Here is a 22,106-nt window from a genome sequence, read left to right on the forward strand (position 1 = left end):
ACACTTTCTGCCGTACGGTAATTCCAGCGAGGCGTCACGGCTTTTACAGTGACAGCCTTCGGTAGTTTACGGGGAATAATGGCGGCAGCATGATGTCGACACTTGAAAGTTCGTCGTGGCAGGTGACTTATCCTCCTTCGCTGGATTTCGGTCAGCAGTTGACCGAAGAGCAGTTGCATCACTCCATGAAACTGACCATGTCGCGTCACGAAGGTGGACCGGTGTGGTTGTTCGCCTATGGTTCGCTGATCTGGCGGCCGGAATGCAATTCGGTCGAGCGCCAGCGGGCGCGCGTGCATGGGTACCACAGGGGCCTGTATCTATGGTCCCACGAGCATCGTGGCACGCCCGATTGCCCGGGGCTCGTGTTCGGCCTGGACCGTGGTGGCTCGTGCAGCGGTTTTGCCTATCGCCTGGACGAGAACAACCTGGATGACTCGCTGATGGCCCTGTGGCAACGCGAGATGCCGTACCCGGCGTACCGGCCGCACTGGCTCAACTGCCGGTTGAGCGACGGCAGCAAGGTGCAGGCCCTGGGTTTTGTGCTGGAGCGGCATCTGCCGTGCTATGCCGGCAATCTGCCGGACGCGTTGCTCAGTCAGATTCTGGCCAGTGCCAAAGGGCGCTATGGCAGTACCCGGGACTATGTCGAACAGACGCTCAACGCCTTGCGCAGCCACCAGATGCCCGATCGCAATTTGGAAGCGCGGTTTCGCAGGTGCCATAACCTGCGCGAGGTGTAAGAAACGCCCGTTCCCCATCAAGTGCTTGCGACTCTCGGGGGGCTTGCCGTCCGTGGGCAGGCCTCGCCCAGCCCCCTATTTGGTCAGCACCACCAACTTGCCCACAGCCTTGCGCTGCGCCAATCGCTCGATGGCTGCACCGGCTTCTGCCAGCGCATAGGTCTGCGACACCAGCGGTTTGAGCTTGCCCTCGGCATGCCAGACGAACAACTGGCGGAAGTTGGCTGCGTTGTCCTCGGGCTGGCGCTGGGCGAAAGCGCCCCAGAACACGCCCAGCACTGCGGCGCCCTTGAGCAATGCCAGGTTCACGGGTAACTGGGGGATGGTCCCGCTGGCAAAGCCCACCACCAGTAGTCGACCGTTCCAGGCCAGACCGCGTACGGCCTGCTCGAACAGTTCGCCACCCACCGGGTCGTAGACCACATCGACGCCCTGGCCCCCGGTCAGGCGCTTGATTTCATCCTTCAGGCTGGCCTGGCTGTAGTCGATCAGCTCATCGGCTCCGGCAGCCTTGGCGACGGCGAGCTTCTCGGCGCTGCTGGCTGCGGCGATCACCCGGGCGCCCATGGCTTTGCCGATCTCCACGGCGGCCAAGCCCACGCCGCCGGATGCACCGAGCACCAATAGGGTTTCGCCGGCCTTGAGCTGGCCGCGCTGGCGCAGAGCATGCATCGAGGTGCCATAAGTCATGCCGAACGCTGCAGCGGTGGCGAAGTCCATCGACGCGGGAATCGGCAGCACGTTATAGAAGGGCACGGCGACCTGCTCGGCGAAGCTGCCCCAGCCGGTCAGTGCCATGACCCGGTCGCCGACCGCGAAGGCGCCGGCCTTATCCCCGACCGCCGCTACCACGCCGGCCGCTTCACCCCCAGGGGAGAACGGCAGCGGTGGCTGGAACTGGTACTTGCCCTCGATGATCAAGGTATCGGGAAAGTTGACGCCGGCGGCATGAACCTCCAGCAGAAGCTCGTTCTTCTTCGGTACCGGGCTTGCCACCTCCTCCAGCACCAGGTTTTGCGCAGGGCCGAGGGTTTTGCACAACACTGCTTTCATCGGGGCTATTCCTTTGCGTGCGTTGGCCGATAAGTGTAGGAGGGGCACAGGACGGGTCAACGAGCATGCCCCGCCCTGATGGGGCGGCATAAGCCCGGGCTTGGGTTTGAGCGATGTGCTGGGTAAGCTGGCGCCAACTGTATTGAGGAGCGAATTCGTGAAAGCGTGGATCTTGATGATGCTGGCCTTGTTGTTGCCAGCGGCGGCCCTGGCCGAGGAAGCCAAGGAAGGAGAGCCCAAGGTGGCCTACATCAGCCTAAGTCCACCTTTCGTCGGCAACTATGCCCTCGACGGCAGCCCCAAGCTGCGTGTGTACAAGGCCGACGTTGCCCTGCGCGTGACTGGTGATGCCGCGGCCACCGCGGTCAAGCACCATGAACCGCTGATTCGCAACCAGCTGGTGGCACTGTTCACCCAGCAGGGTGTGGACAACATGAGCAATGTCGAGGCCAAGGAAAAGCTGCGCCAGGAAGCGCTCAAGCAGGTTCAGCAGGTGATGGAAGCCGAGGAAGGCAAGCCGATCGTCGAGGACTTGTTGTTCAACAACCTGATCGTGCAATAAACGCGCTTTTCACGGGTGGACCCGTTCCCGCAAGGCTTACCGTCGGGCCTGCGGGGCCGGGTTTACCAGTGTGTCAGGTCGTCAGCGCCAAAATCGCTGCCCACTGTTCGGCCGTGACCGGCATTACCGACAAGCGGCTGCCTTTTTGCACCAACGGCAGTTCGTCGAGGGCGGCCTGCTGCTTGAGCAGCCCGAGGCCCAGCACCTGGCGAAAGGTCTTCACATGGGCAACGTCCACGGCGCTCCAGGGGTTCTTCTCGGCAGTGGCCTTGGCGTCGTAGTAATGGCTCTCGGGGTCCAGCGCGGTCGGGTCGGGATAGGCCGAGGCAGTGATGCGCGCGATACCGGCAATGCCCGGCTGTGGGCAGCTGGAGTGGTAAAAGAAGAATTCGTCGCCCACGCTCATGGCGCGCAGGAAATTACGGGCCTGATAGTTGCGCACCCCGTCCCAGCGCGCCTGTCCGAGACCTGCCAGGGCTTCGATGGAGAGCTCGTCTGGCTCGGATTTCATCAGCCAATAGGCCATGGGTGAGGCTCCTGAAAAAGTTTGAAATAACCTGACGCATTTAACCGACAGTCGGTTGGCGTCAACGTTTGCGTGTCGACTCAGGTTGTCGGAAAATGCGCCGATTTTAAGCTTGACGCTCCGGCAGCACCAAGAAGGTTGCCGAGCCTGACTGTTTGCCTAGGGGGGCAATCATCAATGAACCAACGCAAACCGGACCTGCTCTGGATCCTGGTCTTTATCTTTGGCCTGGGTGTCGTCACCACCGGTTATGCGCAGAGTTTCCTTGAGCGCAAGGTGGACGCCGCCTACCAGATGCCGGTAGATCCAGCCCAGCCGCAGCGCTGATCTGTCCGCAGGCGCCGTTCAAGCCGGCGCCAGGTACCAGCCTCGGTCCGAGACCGTTCCCTTGAGCGGAACATCCCAACTGGCCTGAGCTAGCCGCTCCACTTTCTGGCACTCATGGGCCAGCCCCAGCAGCAGCGGTTTCTTCCACATCTTGCGGCGCGCCTGGTAAGCCAGGCTGCGGTCATAGAAGCCGCCTCCCATGCCCAGGCGCCCCCCCACCTCGTCGAATCCCACCAATGGCAGCAGGATCAGGTCCAATGACCAGATCGGCCGTTGGCGCTTGCGTTCGACCACAGGTTCAGGAATGCGGAAGCGGTTGGGGCGCAGCTTTTCGCCGTGCTCGAAACGCTGGAAAACCATGCGCGTGCGCGGCCAGGCATGCAGTACCGGCAGGTAGACACGCTTGCCGCGTCGTTGGGCCTCGCGCAGCAACAGGCGCGGATCGATCTCGCCATCGTTGGGCAGATACAGGGCGATGTGCCGGGCGCGGCGGAACAACGGATGCTGGGCCAGCTGGCGGTACAGGCCGAGGGAGGCTTGGCGTTGTTGGGCGGGCGTCAGTGCGCGGCGGGCATTGCGAAGCAGACGGCGCAATTGGGGGCGGGTGAGCGGCGCGGTGTCGGTCATGGCACAGGCGTTCCCAGATGTGCCGGACGCCGTGGCGACCGGACGATTTGCCCGCCAGGGCAGGCGGGCAAGAAAGAATTCAGGCTCCCCGACAAGACCGCTATCGGTGTAGCCCTTGAACCCGAAAGTTCAAGGTGGAGATTGCAGGGGGCGTTAAGGCTTTCCGTCGGGCGGACATGCACACCGGCCCCAGCGTGCAACCCCCGTGGTTGTGCGTATCGGCTCAGGGACATAACCGACTGGCGCATCCCCCAGGGAGTGGCGCCAGTATACCAAGCTCAGCCGATTTTGGTATCCGCGTCGTCGGACAGCGCCTGGTCGACCCGCTCGAGCAGGTCGCGCACTTGCTCGCGTGTGGTGCCGCTGGCGGCAACATCCGGACGCTCCTGACGGTGCAGCAGTTCGTGGGTGATGTTCAGGGCTGCCATGACCGCGATGCGGTCCGCACCGATCACCTTGCCGCTGCTGCGGATCTCGCGCATCTTGCCATCCAGGTAGCGGGCGGCGCTGACCAGGTTGTTGCGCTCTTCCGGCGGGCAGATGATCGAGTATTCCTTGTCGAGGATCTGGACGGTGACGCTATTGCTTGAACTCATGAGTCTTGCTCCAGGGCCTTGAGGCGTAAAATCATCGACTCGACCTTTCGCCTTGCGATCTCGTTCTTTTCGATGAGGTGGGCGCGCTCCTCGCGCCAGGATTTTTCCTGCGCTAGTAGGAGTGCATTTTGCCGTTTTAGTTGCTCGACTCGCTCGATCAGCAACTCGAATCGGCTCATCAGCGCTTGCAAGTCGTTCTCTGGCATGGGTTGCACTCGATTCGCTCCCTCGTTGACTGCCTGGCGATCATGCCTCTTCCGGGGGCGGTACAGCCAGTGCGGATGGTCTTGGCGCGCCTGCCGGTGCTAGGATACAAGGTCTTCATTCTAGTCATTGCGCCGCCTGGCGCCTAGCTGCCCATGCCCAATACCCAATCGCCCTACACTGCCTTCGCCACGCTGCTCTCCAGCAATGGCCATCCTGTCTCCCCCGCCGAACTGCACGGCCTGCTGATCGGTCGCAGCTGCGCCGGCGCAGGCTTCGATGCCGATTCCTGGCTGGCCGACGCCGCCGGTGCGCTGGAGAACGAGCCGGTGGATGCCGTGCGCGCCGCCTTGCTTGGTCTGCAGGAAATGGTCAAGGCCGAGCTCACTGGCGAAGACATTGCCATCGTCCTGCTGCTGCCGGGCGACGATGCGCCGCTGACCGAGCGTGCCACTGCCCTGGGCCAATGGTGCCAGGGCTTCATCACAGGCTTCGGGCTCAACGCCGGCGGCAAGGACCTCTCCGACGAAGCCAAGGAAGTCCTACAGGACTTGGTGGCCATTTCCCAGGTTCAGGACGCCCTCGAAGAGTCCGAGGACGGTGAGAGCGACTACATGGAAGTCATGGAGTACCTGCGCGTCGCCCCGTTGTTGCTGTACACCGAGCTGGCCAAACCCGCTGCGCCCGCGCCCAAGCCATCGCTGCACTGATACCCCGGGGGTCCTGCCCATGAGCCATATTCCGAAGGCCGAATATGCCCGTCGGCGCAAGGCGCTGATGGCGCAGATGGTCCCCAACAGCATCGCCATCCTGCCGGCGGCCGCGGTTGCCATCCGCAATCGCGACGTCGAGCACGTTTACCGGCAGGACAGCGACTTCCAGTACCTGAGTGCCTTCCCTGAGCCCGAGGCGGTCATCGCGCTGATTCCTGGCCGTGAGCATGGCGAGTACGTGCTGTTCTGCCGCGAGCGCAACCCTGAGCGTGAGCTGTGGGATGGCCTGCGTGCCGGCCAGGAAGGCGCGATCCGCGACTTTGGCGCCGACGACGCCTTCCCCATTACCGATATCGACGAGATCCTGCCCGGCCTGATAGAAGGCCGCGACCGGGTCTATACCGCCATGGGCAGCAATCCCGAGTTCGACCGCCGGTTGATGGAGTGGATCAACGTGATTCGCTCCAAGGCGCGGCTCGGCGCCCAGCCTCCGAACGAATTCGTTGCCCTGGATCACCTGCTGCACGACATGCGCCTGTATAAATCGGCGGCAGAGGTGAAGGTGATGCGCACCGCCGCGAAGATTTCCGCGCAAGCTCACGTGCGGGCCATGCAGGCGTGCCGGGCCGGGTTGCACGAATACAGCCTGGAAGCAGAACTGGATTACGTATTCCGCAAAGGCGGCGCGAAGATGCCGGCCTATGGTTCGATCGTTGCGGCCGGACGCAACGCCTGCATCCTGCACTACCAGCAGAACGACGCCCCACTCAAGGATGGCGACCTGGTGCTGATCGATGCCGGCTGTGAAATCGACTGCTACGCCAGCGACATCACCCGGACCTTCCCGGTCAGCGGGCGTTTTTCGCCGGAGCAGAAAGCCATCTACGAACTGGTGCTCAAGGCCCAGGCCGCCGCGTTCGCCGAGATCGCGCCGGGCAAGCACTGGAACCACGCCCATGAGGCGACCGTGCGGGTTATCACCGAGGGGCTGGTGGAGTTGGGGCTGCTCAAAGGTGACGTGCAAGCGCTGATCGACAGCGAGGCCCATCGTGCGTTCTACATGCATCGCGCCGGTCACTGGCTGGGCATGGATGTGCACGATGTGGGCGATTACAAGGTGGGCGGGCAGTGGCGCGTGCTCGAGCCGGGCATGGCGCTGACCGTCGAGCCCGGTATCTACATTGCCGCCGACAACCAGAACGTCGCGAAGAAATGGCGCGGCATCGGCGTAAGGATCGAGGACGATGTGGTGGTGACCAAGCAGGGCTGTGAAATTCTGACCTCCGACGTACCGCGCACGGTTGCCGAGATCGAAGCGTTAATGGCCGCCGCCCGCAAGGACGCGGCATGAACCGGGTCAACCTGGCGATCATCGGTGGCGGCCTGGTCGGGGCCAGCCTAGCCCTGGCCTTGCAGGCCGGCGCCAGGGCGCGCGGTTGGAAGATTCTGCTGATCGAGCCGTTCGCCCCGGGTCACAGCTTCCAGCCCAGCTACGATGCCCGCTCCTCGGCGTTGTCCTACGGCACCCGGCAAATCTATGAGCACTTGGGCCTGTGGCAGCTGATCAGCCAACGCGCCGAGCCAATTAGCCAGATCCAGGTGTCCGACCGAGGTCGCTTCGGCGCCACCCGCCTGGATGCGATCGAGGAAGGCGTGCCGGCGCTGGGCTATGTGGTGGAGAACGCCTGGCTTGGCCAATGCCTATGGCAAAGCCTTGATGCCGATGTGGTGAGCTGGCGTTGTCCGGCCGAGGTCAAGGCCATGCAGGCTGTCGCCGGCGGCTACCGCTTGCTGCTGGACGACGACACCAGCCTTGAGTGCGACCTCGCGGTACTCGCCGACGGTGGCCGCTCGGGCTTGCGCGAACAACTGGGCATCCATGTCCGGCGTACCCCCTATGAACAAAGCGCACTGATCGCCAACATCACCCCGGGCGAAGCCCATCGCGGGCAGGCCTTCGAACGGTTCACCGAGCAGGGCCCGATGGCCTTGCTGCCGCTGCCGGAAAACCGCTGTGCGCTCGTCTGGACCCGCCAAGGGATGGACGCCCAGCGCCTGGCCGAGATCGACGAACGCAGCTTCCTGCGTGAACTGCAAGATGTATTCGGCTACCGCCTGGGCGCCCTGCGTCAGGTAGGGGTGCGCCATCTGTATCCGCTCGCCTTGATCGAAGCCCAGGAGCAGGTGCGTCCACATCTGGTGGTGCTGGGCAACGCGGCCCACAGCCTGCACCCGATCGCAGGGCAGGGCTTCAACCTGTCGTTGCGTGACGTGCAGTCGCTGGCCGAAGCCCTGCTGGCCGGCCCGCAGCCGCTGGGCGACCTTGCCACGTTGCAGGCCTACCATCAGCGCCAGCAACTGGACCAGGCCATGACCATCGGTTTTTCCGACCAGGTCACCCGCTTGTTCGGCAGCAGCCAGCCTTTGCTGGCCGCCGGTCGCAACCTTGGGTTGCTCGGCCTGGACCTGCTGCCGCCGGCCAAGCGCTGGTTCGCCCGACAGGCCATGGGCCTGGGTACCCGTCCCGACCCGCGAGGCCGTGCATGAGCGATTCGCGCAGGCTCGCCCGAAAGGCCCGCATGTTGCGGTGGCTGCTCAACCTCTACCCACCCTATCTGGGCGCCGGTATCTGCGTGCAGCACATCAGTCCCGACATGCGCAGCATCAGGGTGCGCATGAAGCTGACCCGTTGGAACCGCAACTACGTCGGCACCCAGTTCGGTGGCAGCCTCTATTCGATGGTCGATCCTTTCTACATGTTGTTGTTGATCGAGCGACTCGGGCGTGAATACATCGTCTGGGACAAGGCCGCCACCATCGATTTCATCGCACCCGGCAAAGGCCCGGTATTCGCCGAATTCCATGTCGATGACGCGTTGCTGGAGGACATTCGCCAGCAGACCGCCAGCGGCAAGAAGTACCTGCCTCGTTTGCAGGTCGATATCCGCGACGGTGCAGGCGAACTGGTTGCGCGGGTCGATAAAACCCTTTATGTGCGGCTCAAGCCGCAAGCGAGGCAGGCGTAAGGCATGGAAATGCGCGCAGATCTGTTGATTGTCGGTGCCGGTATGGTCGGCAGCGCCCTGGCCTTGGCCTTGCGCCACAGCGGCCTGGAAATTCTCCTGCTCGACGGCAGCCCGCTGTCGGTCAAACCCTTCGATGCCCAAGGGCCATTCGAACCCCGCGTCAGCGCACTGTCGGCGGCCAGCCAGCGTATCCTCGAGCGCCTGGGCGCCTGGGAAGGCATCGCCGGGCGCCGGGTCTCGCCGTATACGGACATGCACGTCTGGGATGGCAGCGGTACGGGTCAGATCCACTTCTCGGCAGCCAGCGTGCACGCCCAGGTGCTTGGCCATATCGTCGAGAACCGCGTGGTGCAGGATAGCCTGCTGGAGCGTCTTCACGACAGTGACGTCGGCCTGCTGTCCAATGCTCGCCTGGAGCAGATGCGCCGCTCCGGCGACGAATGGCTGCTGACCCTGGCCGATGGGCGGACCCTGCGTGCGCCGCTGGTGGTGGCCGCCGATGGCGCCAACTCCGCGGTACGCAAGCTGACCGGTTGTGAAACCCGTGAGTGGGATTACTTGCACCACGCCATCGTCACCAGCGTGCGCTGCAGCGAGGCGCACCAGGCCACGGCCTGGCAACGCTTTACCGATGAAGGGCCGCTGGCTTTCCTGCCGTTGTCCCGTGATGACGGGCAGGCCTGGTGCTCGATCGTCTGGTCGACCACGCCGGAGCAGGCCGAGAAACTCATGGCCTTGGATGACGCCGCCTTCTGCGAGGCGCTCGGTCGTGCTTTCGAGGGGCACCTGGGTGAGGTGGTGAGTGCCGATCCACGGCTTTGCGTGCCGCTGCGCCAGCGCCATGCCAAGCGCTATGTGGACGAGGGGCTGGCGCTGATCGGCGACGCCGCGCACACCATCCATCCGCTGGCCGGACAGGGCGTCAACCTGGGCTTTCTGGATGCTGCCGTGTTGGCCGAGGAGCTGGAGCGTGCCTGCGAACGTGGCGAACGGCTCGCCGACGTGAAGGTGCTGAGCCGCTTCGAGCGGCGACGCATGCCGCACAACTTGGCGTTGATGGCAGCGATGGAAGGTTTCGAGCGGCTGTTCCAGGCTGATCCATTGCCGCTGCGCTGGCTACGCAACAGCGGGTTGAAGCTGGTGGAGCAGATGCCGGAGGCAAAGGCGTTGTTCGTGCGCCAGGCGCTGGGGCTTTCCGGGGATCTGCCGGCCTTGGCCAAGGCCTGAGGGCGTCCGGCAACATTCGGTAACGTCTGCGCAGGTGAGGTAGATAATGGGATTCACTACCATTTGCACCTCTCAACTCAGCGAGGAAGACCCCGATGTTGCCACGCAAGCCCCTATTGGCCGCTCTGGCCCTGACCCTGTTCGGCGGCACTGCCCAGGCGGCGGACGAAGTGGTGGTGTATTCCTCGCGCATCGACGAGCTGATCAAGCCAGTGTTCGACGCCTACACCGCCAAGACCGGCGTGAAGATCAAGTTCATCACCGACAAGGAAGCCCCATTGATGCAACGCATCAAGGCCGAGGGCGAGAACGGCGTGGCCGACCTGCTGCTCACCGTCGATGCCGGCAACCTCTGGCAGGCTGAACAAATGGGCATCCTGCAACCGATCAAATCGGACGTCATCGACCAGAACATCCCTTCCCAGTACCGCGCTTCCTCCCACGACTGGACAGGCCTGAGCCTGCGTGCGCGGACCATTGCCTACTCCACCGAGCGGGTAAAACCCCAAGAGCTGACCACCTACGAAGCCCTGGCCGACAAGCAATGGGAAGGCCGTCTGTGCCTGCGCACGGCCAAGAAGGTCTACAACCAGTCGCTGACTGCGACCCTGATCGAGAACCACGGCGAGGCCAAGACCCAGGAAATCATCAAGGGTTGGGTGAACAACCTGTCCACCGATGTGTTCTCCGACGACACCGCCGTGCTCCAGGCCATCGAGGCCGGTCAGTGCGACGTGGGCATCGTCAACACCTATTACTACGGTCGTCTGCACAAGGAAAAGCCCAACCTGCCGGTCAAGCTGTTCTGGCCCAACCAGGGCGACCGTGGCGTGCATGTCAACTTGTCGGGCATCGGCCTGACCAAGCACGCGCCGCACCCGGAGGCGGCGAAGAAGCTGGTCGAGTGGATGACCGGCGTCGAGGCGCAGAAGCTGTTTGCCGACATCAACCAGGAATTCCCGGCCAACCCGAAGGTCCAGCCGTCCGAGGAAGTCGCGGCCTGGGGTAGTTTCAAGGCCGACAGCATTCCGGTGGAAGTGGCCGGCAAACGCCAGGCCGAGGCCATTCGCTTGATGGACCGGGCTGGCTGGAACTAAGCCCCAGGCTTTATCCTTCAGGGCCTGCAAAGGCCCTTCGCGGGTAAACCCGCTCCCCAGGAACACCCGCTCCCTCGAGGGTGTTCCTGGGGAGCGGGTTTACCTGCGAACGACCGCGCAGCGGTCGCCATCAGCACAGAGACGTTCGCCTTGCCCCACACCCTCCAACGCCGTTGGTACTTCCCGGTCTTTCTCGTCGCTGCTTTGGTGCTCTTGCCCCTGAGCGTGCTGCTGCTGTCCTGGCAGTCGATCGACGTGCAGATCTGGTCGCACCTGCTCGACACCCAGATGAGCCGCTTGCTGGGCAACACGCTCACGCTGGTGCTGGGAGTGGGCGTCGGGGTGACGGTGCTGGGTGTGAGCCTGGCCTGGCTGACCAGCCTTTGCCAATTCCCCGGCAGGCGGTGGCTGGACTGGGCGCTGATGCTGCCCTTCGCCATCCCAGCCTACGTATTGGCATTCGTCTTCGTCGGCCTGCTCGATTTCGCCGGCCCCGTGCAGACTGCCCTGCGCGAGGTGTTCGGGCCCATGCGCCTGCCTCGGGTGCGCTCCACCGGTGGCGTGATCACCGTGCTGGTGCTGGTGTTCTACCCCTACGTCTATCTGCTGGCGCGTAGCGCCTTCCTGGCCCAAGGCAAAGGGTTGATGGAGGCGGCGCGGGTGCTTGGGCTGTCGCCGCTACAGGCGTTCTGGCGTGTGGCGCTGCCGATGGCCAGGCCCGCCATCGGTGCAGGCATCGCCTTGGCCCTGATGGAGACCCTGGCAGATTTCGGCGCCGTGGCGGTGTTCAACTTCGACACCTTCACCACGGCCATCTACAAGACCTGGTATGGCTTCTTCAGTCTTTCCAGCGCAGCGCAACTGGCCAGCCTGTTGCTGCTGGTGGTGATGCTGGTGCTGTACGGCGAGCGGCGGGCTCGTGGCAAAAGCCGCCATGGCAACGAGCGGCCCCGGGGGCAGGCGCTCTATCACCTGCGTGGCCTGAAAGCGCTGGCGGCTACCGGCTGGTGCCTGTTGGTATTCGCCTGTGCTTTCGTCATCCCGCTGCTGCAATTGCTGGCGTGGTTCTGGCAGCGGGGGCGGCATGACCTTGACGAGCGGTACATTGGCTTGGTGCTGCATACCCTCTACTTGGGCGCCATGGCTGCCTTGATCACGGTCAGCGTGGCCCTGCTGTTGGCCTTTGCGCGGCGTCAGTCGCCAACCCGAGGCATCCGCGCCGGGGTGGGCGTGGCCAACCTGGGCTACGCCCTGCCGGGCTCGGTACTGGCCGTGTCGATCATGCTTGCCTTCAGCTACCTGGACAACCAATGGGTGGTTCCGTTGTCCCGATGGTTGGGCGGCGCCGGCAAACCGTTGTTGCTGGGCAGCCTCTGGGCTTTGCTGCTGGCCTACCTGGTGCGCTTCATGGCCGTGGCCTACGGTCCGCTGGAGAGCAGCCTGGAGCGTATACGGCCGTCGCTGCCGGAGGCTTCGCGCAGTCTGGGGGTCGGTGGCGTGGGGTTGTTTTTCAAGGTGTATCTGCCATTGCTGGTGCCGGGCGCCCTGAGTGCGGCGCTGCTGGTGTTCGTCGATGTGCTCAAGGAGATGCCGGCGACGCTGCTGATGCGACCGTTCGGCTGGGACACCCTCGCCGTCAGGGTGTTCGAGATGACCAGCGAAGGCGAATGGGCACGAGCCTCGCTGCCAGCGTTGACGCTGGTGCTGGTCGGCCTGCTGCCGGTCATCGGGTTGATCCGCCGTTCGGCTCGGCGTCCCGGGCATCGTCACTGAGGGTGCCAGGCTCCGCCCTTGCGGCTACAATGCGCGGCATTCGCTGCGGCGGGTCCTGAACAAGATCAGGCGACGGATCAACGTTGCCGACCGCCGCTGCCTCGCCACGCCCGGAAGGAGAAACCCATGGGACAGCGTACGCCTCTGTATGACCTGCACCTGGCGCTCGGCGCCAAGATGGTCGATTTCGGTGGTTGGGACATGCCCCTGCACTACGGTTCGCAAGTCGAGGAGCACCACCAGGTGCGCAGTGATTGCGGCGTCTTCGATGTATCCCACATGACCGTCATCGATGTTGCCGGCGACCAGGCCACACCCTGGCTGCAACGTTTGCTGGCCAACGATGTGGCCCGTCTGGATAGCCTAGGCAAGGCGCTGTACAGCCCGCTGCTCAACGCCGACGGCGGCGTAATCGACGACCTGATCGCCTACCGCACGGAAATCGGCTATCGCCTGGTGGCCAACGCCGCCACCCGCGACAAGGTCCTCACCTGGCTGCAGGCGCAGAGCGCCGGTTTCGCCATCAACTTCGTCGAGCGCTCCGAGCTCGCCATCCTCGCCATCCAAGGCCCCCATGCCCGCGAAAAAGTCGCCCAGTTGCTCAGTGCCCCGCGTGCTGCACTGGTCCGTGAGCTGCGCCCGTTCGAAGGGGTTGCCGAAGGTGACTGGTTCATTGCCCGCACCGGCTACACCGGCGAGGACGGCCTGGAGATCATATTCCCCGGCCAGCAGGCGCCAGCCTTCTTCAACGACCTGGTCGGTGCAGGCATTACGCCGAGCGGCCTAGGTGCGCGCGACACGTTGCGCCTGGAAGCCGGCATGAACCTTTACGGCCAGGACATTGACGAAAACCATACGCCACTGACCTCCAACCTCGGCTGGAGTGTCGCCTGGGAACCGGCCGAGCGCGACTTCATCGGGCGTACCGGCCTGCTTGCGGAAATCGAGCAGGGTGTGCAAGAGAAACTGGTCGGCCTGGTGCTGGAAGAGCGTGGTGTACTGCGCGCCCATCAGGTAGTGCGGGTAGCCGGGATTGGCGAAGGGGAGATCACCAGTGGTAGTTTCTCGCCTACGCTGAGCAAATCCATCGCCTTGGCGCGTGTGCCCATGGCTACGGGCGAGCGTGCCGAGGTGGAGATTCGTGGCAAGTGGTATCCGGTGCGGGTGGTCAAGCCGACCTTCGTGCGCCATGGAAAGATTCTGATCTGAACAATTACCGGCGGGCTGACCGCTGAGCCAATCGAGGAAGACAACAGATGAGCAATATCCCCGCCGAACTGCGTTTTGCCGAAAGCCACGAGTGGGCACGCCTGGAGACCGATGGCAGCGTGACCGTCGGTATCAGCGATCATGCCCAGCAAGCCCTGGGTGATGTGGTGTTCGTCGAATTGGCAGAAGTGGGCAAGGTGTTTGCCGCTGGCGACGCCGCGGGCGTGGTCGAGTCGGTCAAGGCCGCTTCGGATATCTACGCACCTGTGGCCGGCGAAGTCATCGCCGTCAACGAAGAACTGGCCGACAGCCCTGAGCTGCTCAACGAAGAGCCCTACGCTGCCTGGATCTTCAAGCTCAAGCCAAGCAACCCAGCCGATCTGGACAACCTGCTGGACGCTGCTGGCTACCAAGCTGCCATCGGCGAGTAAGCCTTCCTGGCACAACTAAACCCCTCCTGCAGGCGCGATCCGAGCCCTGCGGGAGCGGGTTTATCCGTGAAGAAGTCACTGGGCAACGCAAGATTTCACGCAGCATGGGCAATCCCTTCCTAGACTTGTAAGTCTCCATGAGACCTGGTCCAGGAAGAGACGATCGCCATGTCCCAGTCGCCATCCTTGAGGCAACTGCAAGAGCTCAACCCCTTCCTGCGTCGTCACCTGGGGCCTGATGCCTCAGAGCAGAAGGCCATGCTCGATGCCCTCGGCATCGCCAGTCGCACCGAACTGATCGAACAGACCGTCCCCCCGGGCATCCGCCTGGCCCGCCCGCTGGACCTTCCGCCCGCCCTGGATGAGCAAGCTGCCCTGGCCAAACTGGCTGGGTACGCGGAGCAGAACCAGATCTGGACCAGCCTGATCGGCATGGGTTACCACGGGACCGTCACGCCCACCGTCATTCTGCGCAATGTGCTGGAGAATCCGGGCTGGTACACCGCCTACACGCCTTACCAGCCGGAAATCGCCCAAGGGCGGCTGGAGGCGCTGCTGAACTTCCAGCAAATGGTGATCGACCTCACCGGCCTGGCCCTGGCCAATGCCTCGTTGCTCGATGAAGCCACTGCGGCGGCCGAGGCCATGGCCCTGGCCAAGCGGATGGCCAAGAGCAAAAGCAATGTCTTCTTTGCCGACGAGCACTGCCATCCGCAAACACTCTCGGTGCTGCGCACCCGCGCCGAAGGGTTCGGCTTCGAACTGATCGTCGATTCACTGGACAACCTGGCCAAGCATCAGGTGTTCGGCGCCTTGATGCAGTATCCCGACACCCATGGGGAAGTGCGCGACCTGCGTCCACTGATCGAGCAATTGCATGGCCAACACGCCTTGGCCTGCGTCGCGGCGGATATCCTCAGCCTGGTGGTGCTAACCCCGCCCGGTGAGCTGGGGGCCGATGTGGTGCTGGGTTCGACCCAGCGTTTTGGCGTACCCATGGGCTATGGCGGCCCCCATGCCGCATATTTCGCCTGTCGTGATGAGTTCAAGCGCGCGATGCCGGGGCGCATCATCGGCGTCTCGCGCGATGCTCGCGGCAATACCGCCCTGCGCATGGCCTTGCAGACCCGCGAGCAGCACATCCGCCGCGAGAAAGCCAATTCCAACATCTGCACCGCTCAGGTGCTGCTGGCCAACATCGCCGGGTTCTACGCGGTCTACCATGGTCCTGAAGGGCTCAGGCGCATCGCTCAGCGCGTGCATCGGCTGACGTTCGTCCTGGCCGCAGGCCTCGAAGCCAAGGGCATCAAGCGGGTGAACCAGCACTTCTTCGATACCTTGACCCTCGACGTTGGCGGTACCCAGGCGGCGATCATCGAAAGCGCCGAGAAGGCCCGGATCAATTTGCGCATTCTCGGGCGCGGACACCTGGGCGTCAGCCTGGACGAGACCTGCACCGAGGCGACGGTCATGCGTCTGTTCGATGTCTTCTTGGGCGTCGACCATGGCCTGCGCATCGCCGACCTCGACGCCCAGGCGCTCCCCGAAGGCATTCCGGGGGCGCTGGTCCGGCGTACGCCGTTGCTCACCCATCCGGTGTTCAATCTGCACCACAGCGAAACCGAGATGCTGCGCTACCTCAAGCAGCTGGAGAACAAGGACCTGGCGCTGAACCAGTCGATGATCCCGCTGGGCTCGTGCACCATGAAGCTCAATGCCACCAGCGAGATGATCCCCATCACCTGGCCTGGCTTCGCCTCGCTGCATCCCTTCGTCCCGGCCGGCCAGGCCCAGGGCTACAAGGCCATGATCGACGAGCTGGAAAGCTGGTTGTGCGCCATCACCGGCTTCGATGCCATCTGCATGCAGCCCAACTCGGGCGCCCAAGGCGAATATGCAGGGCTGATGGCAATCACCCGCTATCATCAGAGTCGCCATCAGCCGCAGCGGACCCTGTGCCTGATTCCATCATCGGCGCACGGCACCAACCCTGCATCGGCGCAGATGGCTGGCATGGAGGTGGTGATCGTCGACTGCGACGATGATGGCAACGTCGACCTCGACGACCTCAAGGCCAAGGCGCGCGCTGCTGGCGATAGACTTTCCTGCCTGATGATCACCTACCCCTCGACCCATGGGGTGTATGAAGAAGGCATTCGTGAGATCTGTGAGGTGATCCACCAGCAGGGGGGCCAGGTGTACATGGACGGCGCCAACCTCAATGCCCAGGTCGGCCTGACACGGCCGGCCGACATCGGTGCCGATGTCTCGCACATGAACCTGCACAAGACCTTCTGCATCCCCCATGGCGGCGGGGGGCCCGGCATGGGGCCGATCGGGGTGCGTGCCCACCTCAAGGCGTTCGTTGCCAGCCACCCGGTGGTGCCGGTGCCAGGGCTCGACCCGAACAATAGCGCAGTCAGCGCCGCGCCCTGGGGCAGTGCGAGCATCTTGCCGATCAGCTGGATGTACATCGCGATGATGGGGCCGCAACTGGCCGATGCCAGTGAGGTGGCGATTCTTTCAGCCAACTACCTGGCTCACCAGCTCGATGGGGCATTCCCGGTGTTGTACCGGGGGCGCAACGAGCGTGTCGCCCACGAGTGCATCCTCGATCTGCGCCCGCTCAAGGCGCTGACTGGAATCACCGAGGAGGACGTGGCCAAGCGCCTGATGGACTACGGCTTCCATGCCCCGACCATGTCCTTCCCGGTGCCGGGTACCTTGATGGTCGAGCCTACCGAGAGCGAATCCAAGGCTGAGCTGGACCGCTTTGTCGAGGCGATGCTGGCGATCCGGGCGGAGATCGATGAAGTGAAGGAAGGCAACTGGCCCGCCGAGGACAACCCGCTCAAGCATGCCCCCCATACCCTGGCCGATGTGCTGGCGCCCTGGACGCGCCCCTACAGCCTGGAGCAAGGCGTAGCTCCCAGTGCTCATGTGCGCTTGCACAAGTATTGGCCAGCGGTGAACCGGGTCGACAATGTGTATGGGGACAGGAACCTGTTCTGCTCGTGCGTGCCGGTGGAGGCGTATCGCTGAGGCTGATGCTAGGCCACCCAAGGTAGGTAGGAAGCAGAGGGAAATGGGCGATTGAAGCAGCGGTTAGATGACCCCAGCATCTGAGTCGTCTGCTTGCGGGTCAGCCGCTCCCACAAGGCCAGCGCGGACCAGTGGGAGCGGGTTTACCCGCGAACACGACGCCACGGAGCAAGACCGTTGCTCATACAGGCCCGAGATGGATCTGTCGGAAGGACCCTGCGGTGTTACTCGACGACGGCGTTCTTGGCCAGGATAGCGTTGGCCAGGTCCATGTCGGTCGCTTGCATGCCAGGGTTGTCGGCGCGCACCTTGCGGAGCGCTGCCTCCAGGTATGGCCCGCGGATGGCGCCTTCGCTGGCAACGAAGCTGCCGGCATCGTCTTGGGCGGCCACGACCATCTTGTGGTCTTTGGAGGTCAGGTAGCTCGACGCGGTGGTCGCGCCGGAAGTCATGACGTTACGCCAGAAGGTATCGGCCATGGCGGAGCCAACAGGCAGCGAGAGCAGGGCGGCGGCTGCGATGGCGGTTTTGAGACGCATGGTGCATTCACCTCGAGTGGTGAGGGTTGTGGGAATGGCCGTTTGGATCGTGTCTGAGTGACGCAAGTTCCCTGAATACAAGGGAATTTTGCTCAGGAGCAGACCCTGAGCACCTCCGCCAGGCTGGTCTGTCCGGCGCTGATTTTCACCTCCCCGCAGTGGCGCAGGTCCTGCAAACCTTCCGCCAGAGCCATCCGACGCAGGGCGGCCAGATCGCTGTTGGAGCCGATACTGGCGCGCAGGCCTTCGCTTGGGATCAACAGCTCGAACAGCCCCGTGCGGCCATGAAACCCCGTCCCTCGGCAAGCACGACAGGCAACACCGTCGAGGGCCGCCGTGCCCTGGCAGTCGCCGCAGAAGGTACGCACCAGGCGCTGGGCCATGACGCCGAGCAGTGTGGCTTTGAGCAGGTAGTCCGCCACACCCAGCTCCTGTAGACGGGTGATCGCGCTGCAGGTGTCGTCGGTGTGAAGGGTGGACAGCACCAGATGCCCCGTCAGGGCTGCTTGCACCGCGACCTGGGCGGTCTCGCGATCACGTATCTCACCGATCATGATGATGTCCGGATCCTGGCGCAGCAGGGCGCGCACGCCATTGGCAAACCCCAGGTCGAGGCTCGGCTGGACCTGCAGCTGGTTGAACGCAGGCTCCAGACGCTCGATAGGGTCTTCGATGGTGCACAGGTTGACCTGGGGCGTGGCCAGTTGGCGTAGGCTGGCGTAGAGCGTGCTGGTCTTGCCCGAGCCTGTGGGGCCTGTGACCAGGACGATACCCTGGCGGTGGTTCAGCAGCCCTTGCCATTGGCGTAGCAAGTCGCCCTCCAGGCCCAAGTGGTGAAAGTCCTGGTGCGATTGTTGGGAGTCGAACAGCCGCAGTACCAGTTTTTCGCCGAAAGGCGTGGGTAATGTGGACAGCCGCAGTTCCACGTCGCCACCCCCCGGCAGACGGCTTTTCAGTCGACCGTCCTGGGGGCGGCGCTTTTCTGCGACATCCATGCGCCCCAAGTGCTTGAGGCGGCTGACCAACGCCAGGGTGACACCTGCCGGAAAGGCATAGACCGTATGCAGCAAGCCATCTATGCGGTATCGCAGCTGGCCCTGTTCTCGGCGCGGTTCGAGGTGGATATCGCTGGCGCGCTGTTCGATGGCGTACTGCAGCAGCCAGTCGACGATGTGCACGATGTGGGCGTCGTCGGCGCTGGCCTCGGTGTGGCGCTGGCCGAGCTCCAGCAGATGCTCCAGTTCACCCAGGCCAGTGGTCTGCTGGCGCTGTGCGCCCTTGACCGAGTGGGCCAGGCGAACGAAGGTCTGGGCCAATTGGCGAACCTGCACCGGGCTGGCCAGTACGCGGCGGATCGGCTTGCCCAGGCTGCGGACCAAGTCGGCCTCCCATTCGCACTGGTAGGGTTGGGCGCTGGCCACCGTGACGCAGCTATCGTCCACAGCCACGGCGAGGATGCCGTGGCGCTGGGCGAAAGCTGGCGACATCAGGCCGCTGACCTGCTGCAGGTCGACTTGCAGTGGGTCTATGCGCATGAACGGTTGGCCGGCCCGGTTGGCGAGCCATTGGCAGAGGATGTCCAGGTCCAGGCGTCGGTCGGGGTGGCGACGGTCATGGAGGTCGAGGCTGGCGATGGTCTCGAGCGGATGCTGATCTGGGTGGCGGTGGGCCTGTTCGAGAACGCGCAGGGTGTCGCTGGCGTCCAGGTGCTGTTCGATGAGCAGGGCGTCGAGCACTCGGCTCAGGTCGAGGGCGTGGGTGTCGTCGGTATACATAGATGGCTTCCTTGCCAGGGTGGATCGGTCCCGGGGAAGGCTAGCCGGCCTCAGGTGAAGGAGTCGGGGCAAAAAGTGTCTGGATCTTGCTCAGAGAAGCCGAACGAGGCCACCCCCGTCTCGCAGTCCTCAGCTCGCAGCCACCTCGGCCATCCGCGGCATGTTCTCAAGGCGCACTTCACCGACACACACCAGGTTGCGCAATTTCTGTGCAATGACTTCGGCCCGATGCCAGCTAAGTCCGTCCACACCCACTTCGATATCCAGCAGATCGTCCTGCTGTTGCACATGGACGCTGTGCGGAGTCAGAAACTGCAACGCGAACAGATTGAGCACCCGGCACAGGCTGTCCGGCTCGGCCTCGGCCTGCAGGCGATAGCGTGCGGTGCAGTGAGCGGCGCTGGCGGCCCAGGTGTCGGTGCGTTGCGGGGTGTCGGGGCGTTCGAGTGCGTTCATGCCGATCTCCATCGTCGAGGGAGAAAGTCTGGCAGGTCGAGGGGGGTATTTTTTCGCTATGATTCCAGCCAATCGCCCCTTGTCAGCTATTTCTATTCGAATCTGTGCGAAATGGAGAATTATTCATGCAAAGCGACCTTGACGCTTACGATCGCCGCATCCTGGAGCTGTTACAAGAGGATGCTTCGCTGTCCAGCGCGCAGATCGCCGAGCGCATCGGCCTTTCGCAATCGCCGTGCTGGCGGCGCATACAGCGCTTGAAGGACGAGGGAATCATTCGTGGCCAGGTGACCTTGCTCGACCGCAAGAAGGTTGGCCTCAATACGCAGATCTTTGCCGAGGTTAAGCTCAATGCCCATGGGCGTTCTAACTTCACCGAGTTCACCGAGGCGATCCGGGGTTTTCCGCAGGTGCTGGAGTGTTATGTGCTGATGGGATCGGTTGATTTCCTGCTGCGCATCGTCACGCCGGACATCGAAGCCTACGAACGGTTCTTCTTCGAGAAATTGTCCAACGTGCCAGGGATCCAGGAAGTCAATTCGATCGTGGCCCTGTCCGAAATCAAATCCACCACCAGCCTGCCGTTATCGAGGTGAAGCGTTCACAGGGGAACCCGCGCTCACAGGGCTGCGCAAAACCAGGATCTGCGCCGTATCTGTAGGAACGGGTCCACCCGTGAAGTAGCGAGCCGGTATCAAACTTTGAGCAAATGCTTCCAGCCCCTGCTCTGATCGATGACGCGGGCCTGCTCGATCCGCGCCTCCAGCAGTTCATCGCTGATCGGCAGTTCCGCCAGCTCATGTAGCTTCTTCAGGTCGCCATACAGCCGGTCCATCTGCGGCGCCTCGAGGACGTGACGCGCGTGGTGCAGCCAGGCCAGCAATTGCTCGATGCGCGGCAGTTGCTCGGCAAGGTCTTCTGGACGCTGGGCATACAGCGGCAACTTCAGCGAACGGCCTTCCTCGCCCAGCAGGTGCGCCAGCCAGCTGGCCAGGTGCGCCTTGCCCTGGCGCTCGCCCCGGCCGGCGCGCTCGACGGTCCAGGTACGGGCCAGCAGCCAGCGCGAGGTTTCCAGGGAGAACTGACCCCAGCGAGTGTCTTCGAGCTCGTCGGCGAACTGCTCGGGGGCGGCGCGGCGGACGTCTTCGTCGTCGTTGCCGGCCTGTACCAACGGACGCCAGTCTTCCAGCAGGGCGTCCAGGCGCAGACGTAGGTCACGTGTGGTCGCGCGGGGGGCGGCCTGGCCCAGAGTGCTGACCAGGGCACGCAGCTCGGCCAGGCACTGCACCCAGTCCTGCAGCAGGCGCCAATGGCCGCTGTGACGGTACTGCTCGGCCAGGCGCTGGCTACTGCCGAGCAACTGCCAGGCCAGCGCCGCGAAGGCGTCGTCCACCGAGGTTTCGGCTTCAAGTTCGGTGTTCGGCAAACTCAGCTCATAGCTTTCGGGCTCGAGCAGGCGGTAGCCGCGCTCGGCTTTGCTGATGTCGCAGGGCATCAGCGGCAGACTGGCGGCCAGTTCGGCGGCCAGTTCCAGCAGCGCTTCAGGGGCACCTTCGCGCAGCTCAAGCTCCAGCTCGCAGATTTCTTCCTTGCGCTTGCTAGCGATGACGAAGCCTTGGTCAAGGGCGGCTTCGATCACCACCTTGGCTTTGCCACGACCCCAGGCGATCTCGGCGAATTCGCGGGTGAAGTCGGTGGTGAACAGCGGCTTGATGGTCTTTTTGTCCAGCCCCGCTAGCTGCTCTGGCCAGCAGGTGTGGTCGAGCTTCTTGAGGTCCAGCTTGACCTTGTCCAGGTGCCATTCGTGTTCGTTGCGCTCGGACAGCCCGGCCACGCTCTGGCCGCGGCACTTGAGGGTCTGGATGATGACCTCGCCGTCCCGACGCAGGCGCAGGGCAACGCGGGCAGCCGCGAGGTCGCGGTCTGGGGTGTCGAAGTACTGGTTGAGCAGTTCGCGGGTCTGCCAGCCGGACTTGTTGCGCTTCTTCAGCAGGGGGTGCTCGCGCAGGGCGGCAAGGGTCTCGCGGCTGGCGCGGAGCTTGAGTTCGGTTTCTTTGTGCATCGCAGACTCGAAGGAGGGGGCATCGTTGTCGTGCAGTCTACAGGAGTCGGCTCCCGGCTGTTGGGTTGTTCCGGGGACGGGATGCATTGCTATGATGGGCCTCGAGCCCGAGGAGAGC

At 63.7% G+C, this 22,106-nt stretch carries 23 protein-coding genes and 1 other RNA gene; 14 read left to right on the forward strand and 10 right to left on the reverse strand.

What is annotated here, in order from left to right; genetic code table 11:
• Positions 1-92: 92 nt before the first annotated feature.
• A complete protein-coding gene (locus R6G97_RS10625; RefSeq protein ID WP_043212177.1) occupies positions 93-743 on the forward strand; it encodes a gamma-glutamylcyclotransferase in 651 nt (216 codons plus the stop codon).
• 75 nt (positions 744-818) lie between these two features.
• On the opposite strand, the gene R6G97_RS10630 is transcribed toward R6G97_RS10625, so the two are convergent.
• Positions 819-1,796 carry an NADPH:quinone oxidoreductase family protein gene (locus tag R6G97_RS10630; protein WP_090343480.1) on the reverse strand — a complete coding sequence of 326 codons (978 nt, stop codon included), beginning with the start codon at positions 1,794-1,796 and terminating at the stop codon, positions 819-821.
• A gap of 157 nt (positions 1,797-1,953) precedes the next feature.
• On the opposite strand from R6G97_RS10630, the gene R6G97_RS10635 reads away from it, so the two are divergent.
• The gene (locus R6G97_RS10635; RefSeq protein ID WP_043212140.1) at positions 1,954-2,358 is read left to right on the forward strand and encodes a flagellar basal body-associated protein FliL; all 405 of its coding nucleotides are present in this window, start codon (positions 1,954-1,956) and stop codon (positions 2,356-2,358) included.
• A 73-nt stretch (positions 2,359-2,431) separates the two neighbouring features.
• Here the strand turns inward: R6G97_RS10635 and R6G97_RS10640 are convergent, their stop codons facing one another.
• Complete coding sequence (locus R6G97_RS10640) at positions 2,432-2,884, reverse strand: EVE domain-containing protein (RefSeq protein ID WP_043212142.1); 453 nt, start codon at positions 2,882-2,884, stop codon at positions 2,432-2,434.
• 177 nt (positions 2,885-3,061) lie between these two features.
• On the opposite strand from R6G97_RS10640, the gene R6G97_RS10645 reads away from it, so the two are divergent.
• Entirely contained in the window at positions 3,062-3,211 is a 150-nt protein-coding gene (locus R6G97_RS10645) for a hypothetical protein (protein WP_167358061.1), read from the forward strand.
• A gap of 18 nt (positions 3,212-3,229) precedes the next feature.
• On the opposite strand, the gene R6G97_RS10650 is transcribed toward R6G97_RS10645, so the two are convergent.
• The 4 genes from R6G97_RS10650 to R6G97_RS10665 all read right to left on the reverse strand — a co-directional run bounded on the left by R6G97_RS10650 (position 3,230) and on the right by R6G97_RS10665 (position 4,640).
• Positions 3,230-3,838, reverse strand: a complete 609-nt coding sequence (locus R6G97_RS10650; protein ID WP_090343479.1) for a 5-formyltetrahydrofolate cyclo-ligase — start codon at positions 3,836-3,838, stop codon at positions 3,230-3,232.
• An 81-nt stretch (positions 3,839-3,919) separates the two neighbouring features.
• Positions 3,920-4,099, reverse strand: a non-coding RNA gene (ssrS, locus tag R6G97_RS10655) — 6S RNA.
• A gap of 17 nt (positions 4,100-4,116) precedes the next feature.
• Positions 4,117-4,434, reverse strand: coding sequence for a cell division protein ZapA (locus tag R6G97_RS10660; protein WP_043212146.1), 318 nt, complete (start codon positions 4,432-4,434; stop codon positions 4,117-4,119).
• Positions 4,431-4,640 carry a TIGR02449 family protein gene (locus R6G97_RS10665; RefSeq protein ID WP_043212148.1) on the reverse strand — a complete coding sequence of 70 codons (210 nt, stop codon included), beginning with the start codon at positions 4,638-4,640 and terminating at the stop codon, positions 4,431-4,433. The genes R6G97_RS10660 and R6G97_RS10665 overlap by 4 nt, the downstream gene beginning before the upstream one ends.
• A gap of 153 nt (positions 4,641-4,793) precedes the next feature.
• Here R6G97_RS10665 and R6G97_RS10670 point away from each other — a divergent pair, with 153 nt between their 5' ends.
• The 10 genes from R6G97_RS10670 (at position 4,794) to gcvP (ending at position 17,156) form a co-directional block, all read left to right on the forward strand.
• The gene (locus R6G97_RS10670) at positions 4,794-5,348 is read left to right on the forward strand and encodes a YecA/YgfB family protein (protein ID WP_043212150.1); all 555 of its coding nucleotides are present in this window, start codon (positions 4,794-4,796) and stop codon (positions 5,346-5,348) included.
• A 19-nt stretch (positions 5,349-5,367) separates the two neighbouring features.
• Positions 5,368-6,702: a Xaa-Pro aminopeptidase gene (gene pepP / locus R6G97_RS10675; protein WP_317848078.1), complete on the forward strand. Its 1,335-nt coding sequence runs from the start codon at positions 5,368-5,370 to the stop codon at positions 6,700-6,702.
• On the forward strand, positions 6,699-7,898 hold the full coding sequence (gene ubiH / locus R6G97_RS10680) for a 2-octaprenyl-6-methoxyphenyl hydroxylase (protein WP_253132169.1): 1,200 nt from the start codon (positions 6,699-6,701) through the stop codon (positions 7,896-7,898). Before pepP ends, ubiH begins: the two co-directional genes overlap by 4 nt.
• Positions 7,895-8,377, forward strand: a complete 483-nt coding sequence (locus tag R6G97_RS10685; protein WP_317848079.1) for a DUF4442 domain-containing protein — start codon at positions 7,895-7,897, stop codon at positions 8,375-8,377. Before ubiH ends, R6G97_RS10685 begins: the two co-directional genes overlap by 4 nt.
• A gap of 9 nt (positions 8,378-8,386) precedes the next feature.
• Complete coding sequence (locus R6G97_RS10690; RefSeq protein ID WP_178113792.1) at positions 8,387-9,604, forward strand: 2-octaprenyl-3-methyl-6-methoxy-1,4-benzoquinol hydroxylase; 1,218 nt, start codon at positions 8,387-8,389, stop codon at positions 9,602-9,604.
• A gap of 95 nt (positions 9,605-9,699) precedes the next feature.
• Positions 9,700-10,701, forward strand: coding sequence for an extracellular solute-binding protein (locus tag R6G97_RS10695; RefSeq protein ID WP_070571787.1), 1,002 nt, complete (start codon positions 9,700-9,702; stop codon positions 10,699-10,701).
• Positions 10,702-10,851: 150 nt separating this feature from the next.
• Complete coding sequence (locus tag R6G97_RS10700) at positions 10,852-12,474, forward strand: ABC transporter permease (RefSeq protein WP_070571786.1); 1,623 nt, start codon at positions 10,852-10,854, stop codon at positions 12,472-12,474.
• A gap of 126 nt (positions 12,475-12,600) precedes the next feature.
• A complete protein-coding gene (gene gcvT / locus R6G97_RS10705) occupies positions 12,601-13,683 on the forward strand; it encodes a glycine cleavage system aminomethyltransferase GcvT (RefSeq protein ID WP_317848080.1) in 1,083 nt (360 codons plus the stop codon).
• Positions 13,684-13,730: 47 nt separating this feature from the next.
• Positions 13,731-14,114: a glycine cleavage system protein GcvH gene (gene gcvH / locus R6G97_RS10710; RefSeq protein ID WP_043211560.1), complete on the forward strand. Its 384-nt coding sequence runs from the start codon at positions 13,731-13,733 to the stop codon at positions 14,112-14,114.
• A gap of 168 nt (positions 14,115-14,282) precedes the next feature.
• The gene (gcvP, locus tag R6G97_RS10715) at positions 14,283-17,156 is read left to right on the forward strand and encodes an aminomethyl-transferring glycine dehydrogenase (protein ID WP_317848081.1); all 2,874 of its coding nucleotides are present in this window, start codon (positions 14,283-14,285) and stop codon (positions 17,154-17,156) included.
• Between the two features lie 224 nt (positions 17,157-17,380).
• On the opposite strand, the gene R6G97_RS10720 is transcribed toward gcvP, so the two are convergent.
• The 3 genes from R6G97_RS10720 to R6G97_RS10730 all read right to left on the reverse strand — a co-directional run bounded on the left by R6G97_RS10720 (position 17,381) and on the right by R6G97_RS10730 (position 19,926).
• Complete coding sequence (locus tag R6G97_RS10720; RefSeq protein WP_043211555.1) at positions 17,381-17,695, reverse strand: DUF2388 domain-containing protein; 315 nt, start codon at positions 17,693-17,695, stop codon at positions 17,381-17,383.
• Between the two features lie 92 nt (positions 17,696-17,787).
• Positions 17,788-19,470: a GspE/PulE family protein gene (locus R6G97_RS10725; protein WP_043211553.1), complete on the reverse strand. Its 1,683-nt coding sequence runs from the start codon at positions 19,468-19,470 to the stop codon at positions 17,788-17,790.
• Between the two features lie 129 nt (positions 19,471-19,599).
• Positions 19,600-19,926: a hypothetical protein gene (locus R6G97_RS10730; RefSeq protein WP_043211552.1), complete on the reverse strand. Its 327-nt coding sequence runs from the start codon at positions 19,924-19,926 to the stop codon at positions 19,600-19,602.
• A gap of 125 nt (positions 19,927-20,051) precedes the next feature.
• Between R6G97_RS10730 and R6G97_RS10735 the strand changes: the two genes are divergently transcribed.
• Complete coding sequence (locus tag R6G97_RS10735) at positions 20,052-20,522, forward strand: Lrp/AsnC family transcriptional regulator (protein WP_090343465.1); 471 nt, start codon at positions 20,052-20,054, stop codon at positions 20,520-20,522.
• A 98-nt stretch (positions 20,523-20,620) separates the two neighbouring features.
• Here R6G97_RS10735 and R6G97_RS10740 read toward each other — a convergent pair whose 3' ends face one another.
• Positions 20,621-21,988 (reverse strand): CYTH domain-containing protein, encoded by a 1,368-nt coding sequence (locus tag R6G97_RS10740; RefSeq protein WP_317848082.1) that lies wholly within the window; start codon positions 21,986-21,988, stop codon positions 20,621-20,623.
• Positions 21,989-22,106 lie beyond the last annotated feature (118 nt).

The organism is Pseudomonas sp. HTZ2 (assembly GCF_033173945.1).
GTDB lineage: Bacteria > Pseudomonadota > Gammaproteobacteria > Pseudomonadales > Pseudomonadaceae > Aquipseudomonas > Aquipseudomonas guariconensis.

Coding starts and splice junctions, on each gene's coding strand:
- R6G97_RS10625 (WP_043212177.1), top strand. CDS start 93: ATGTCGACACTTGAAAGTTCGTCGTGGCAGGTGACTTATCCTCCTTCG.
- R6G97_RS10630 (WP_090343480.1), bottom strand. CDS start 1,796: ATGAAAGCAGTGTTGTGCAAAACCCTCGGCCCTGCGCAAAACCTGGTG.
- R6G97_RS10640 (WP_043212142.1), bottom strand. CDS start 2,884: ATGGCCTATTGGCTGATGAAATCCGAGCCAGACGAGCTCTCCATCGAA.
- R6G97_RS10645 (WP_167358061.1), top strand. CDS start 3,062: ATGAACCAACGCAAACCGGACCTGCTCTGGATCCTGGTCTTTATCTTT.
- R6G97_RS10650 (WP_090343479.1), bottom strand. CDS start 3,838: ATGACCGACACCGCGCCGCTCACCCGCCCCCAATTGCGCCGTCTGCTT.
- R6G97_RS10660 (WP_043212146.1), bottom strand. CDS start 4,434: ATGAGTTCAAGCAATAGCGTCACCGTCCAGATCCTCGACAAGGAATAC.
- R6G97_RS10665 (WP_043212148.1), bottom strand. CDS start 4,640: ATGCCAGAGAACGACTTGCAAGCGCTGATGAGCCGATTCGAGTTGCTG.
- R6G97_RS10670 (WP_043212150.1), top strand. CDS start 4,794: ATGCCCAATACCCAATCGCCCTACACTGCCTTCGCCACGCTGCTCTCC.
- pepP (WP_317848078.1), top strand. CDS start 5,368: ATGAGCCATATTCCGAAGGCCGAATATGCCCGTCGGCGCAAGGCGCTG.
- ubiH (WP_253132169.1), top strand. CDS start 6,699: ATGAACCGGGTCAACCTGGCGATCATCGGTGGCGGCCTGGTCGGGGCC.
- R6G97_RS10685 (WP_317848079.1), top strand. CDS start 7,895: ATGAGCGATTCGCGCAGGCTCGCCCGAAAGGCCCGCATGTTGCGGTGG.
- R6G97_RS10690 (WP_178113792.1), top strand. CDS start 8,387: ATGCGCGCAGATCTGTTGATTGTCGGTGCCGGTATGGTCGGCAGCGCC.
- R6G97_RS10695 (WP_070571787.1), top strand. CDS start 9,700: ATGTTGCCACGCAAGCCCCTATTGGCCGCTCTGGCCCTGACCCTGTTC.
- gcvT (WP_317848080.1), top strand. CDS start 12,601: ATGGGACAGCGTACGCCTCTGTATGACCTGCACCTGGCGCTCGGCGCC.
- gcvH (WP_043211560.1), top strand. CDS start 13,731: ATGAGCAATATCCCCGCCGAACTGCGTTTTGCCGAAAGCCACGAGTGG.
- gcvP (WP_317848081.1), top strand. CDS start 14,283: ATGTCCCAGTCGCCATCCTTGAGGCAACTGCAAGAGCTCAACCCCTTC.
- R6G97_RS10720 (WP_043211555.1), bottom strand. CDS start 17,695: ATGCGTCTCAAAACCGCCATCGCAGCCGCCGCCCTGCTCTCGCTGCCT.
- R6G97_RS10725 (WP_043211553.1), bottom strand. CDS start 19,470: ATGTATACCGACGACACCCACGCCCTCGACCTGAGCCGAGTGCTCGAC.
- R6G97_RS10730 (WP_043211552.1), bottom strand. CDS start 19,926: ATGAACGCACTCGAACGCCCCGACACCCCGCAACGCACCGACACCTGG.
- R6G97_RS10735 (WP_090343465.1), top strand. CDS start 20,052: ATGCAAAGCGACCTTGACGCTTACGATCGCCGCATCCTGGAGCTGTTA.
- R6G97_RS10740 (WP_317848082.1), bottom strand. CDS start 21,988: ATGCACAAAGAAACCGAACTCAAGCTCCGCGCCAGCCGCGAGACCCTT.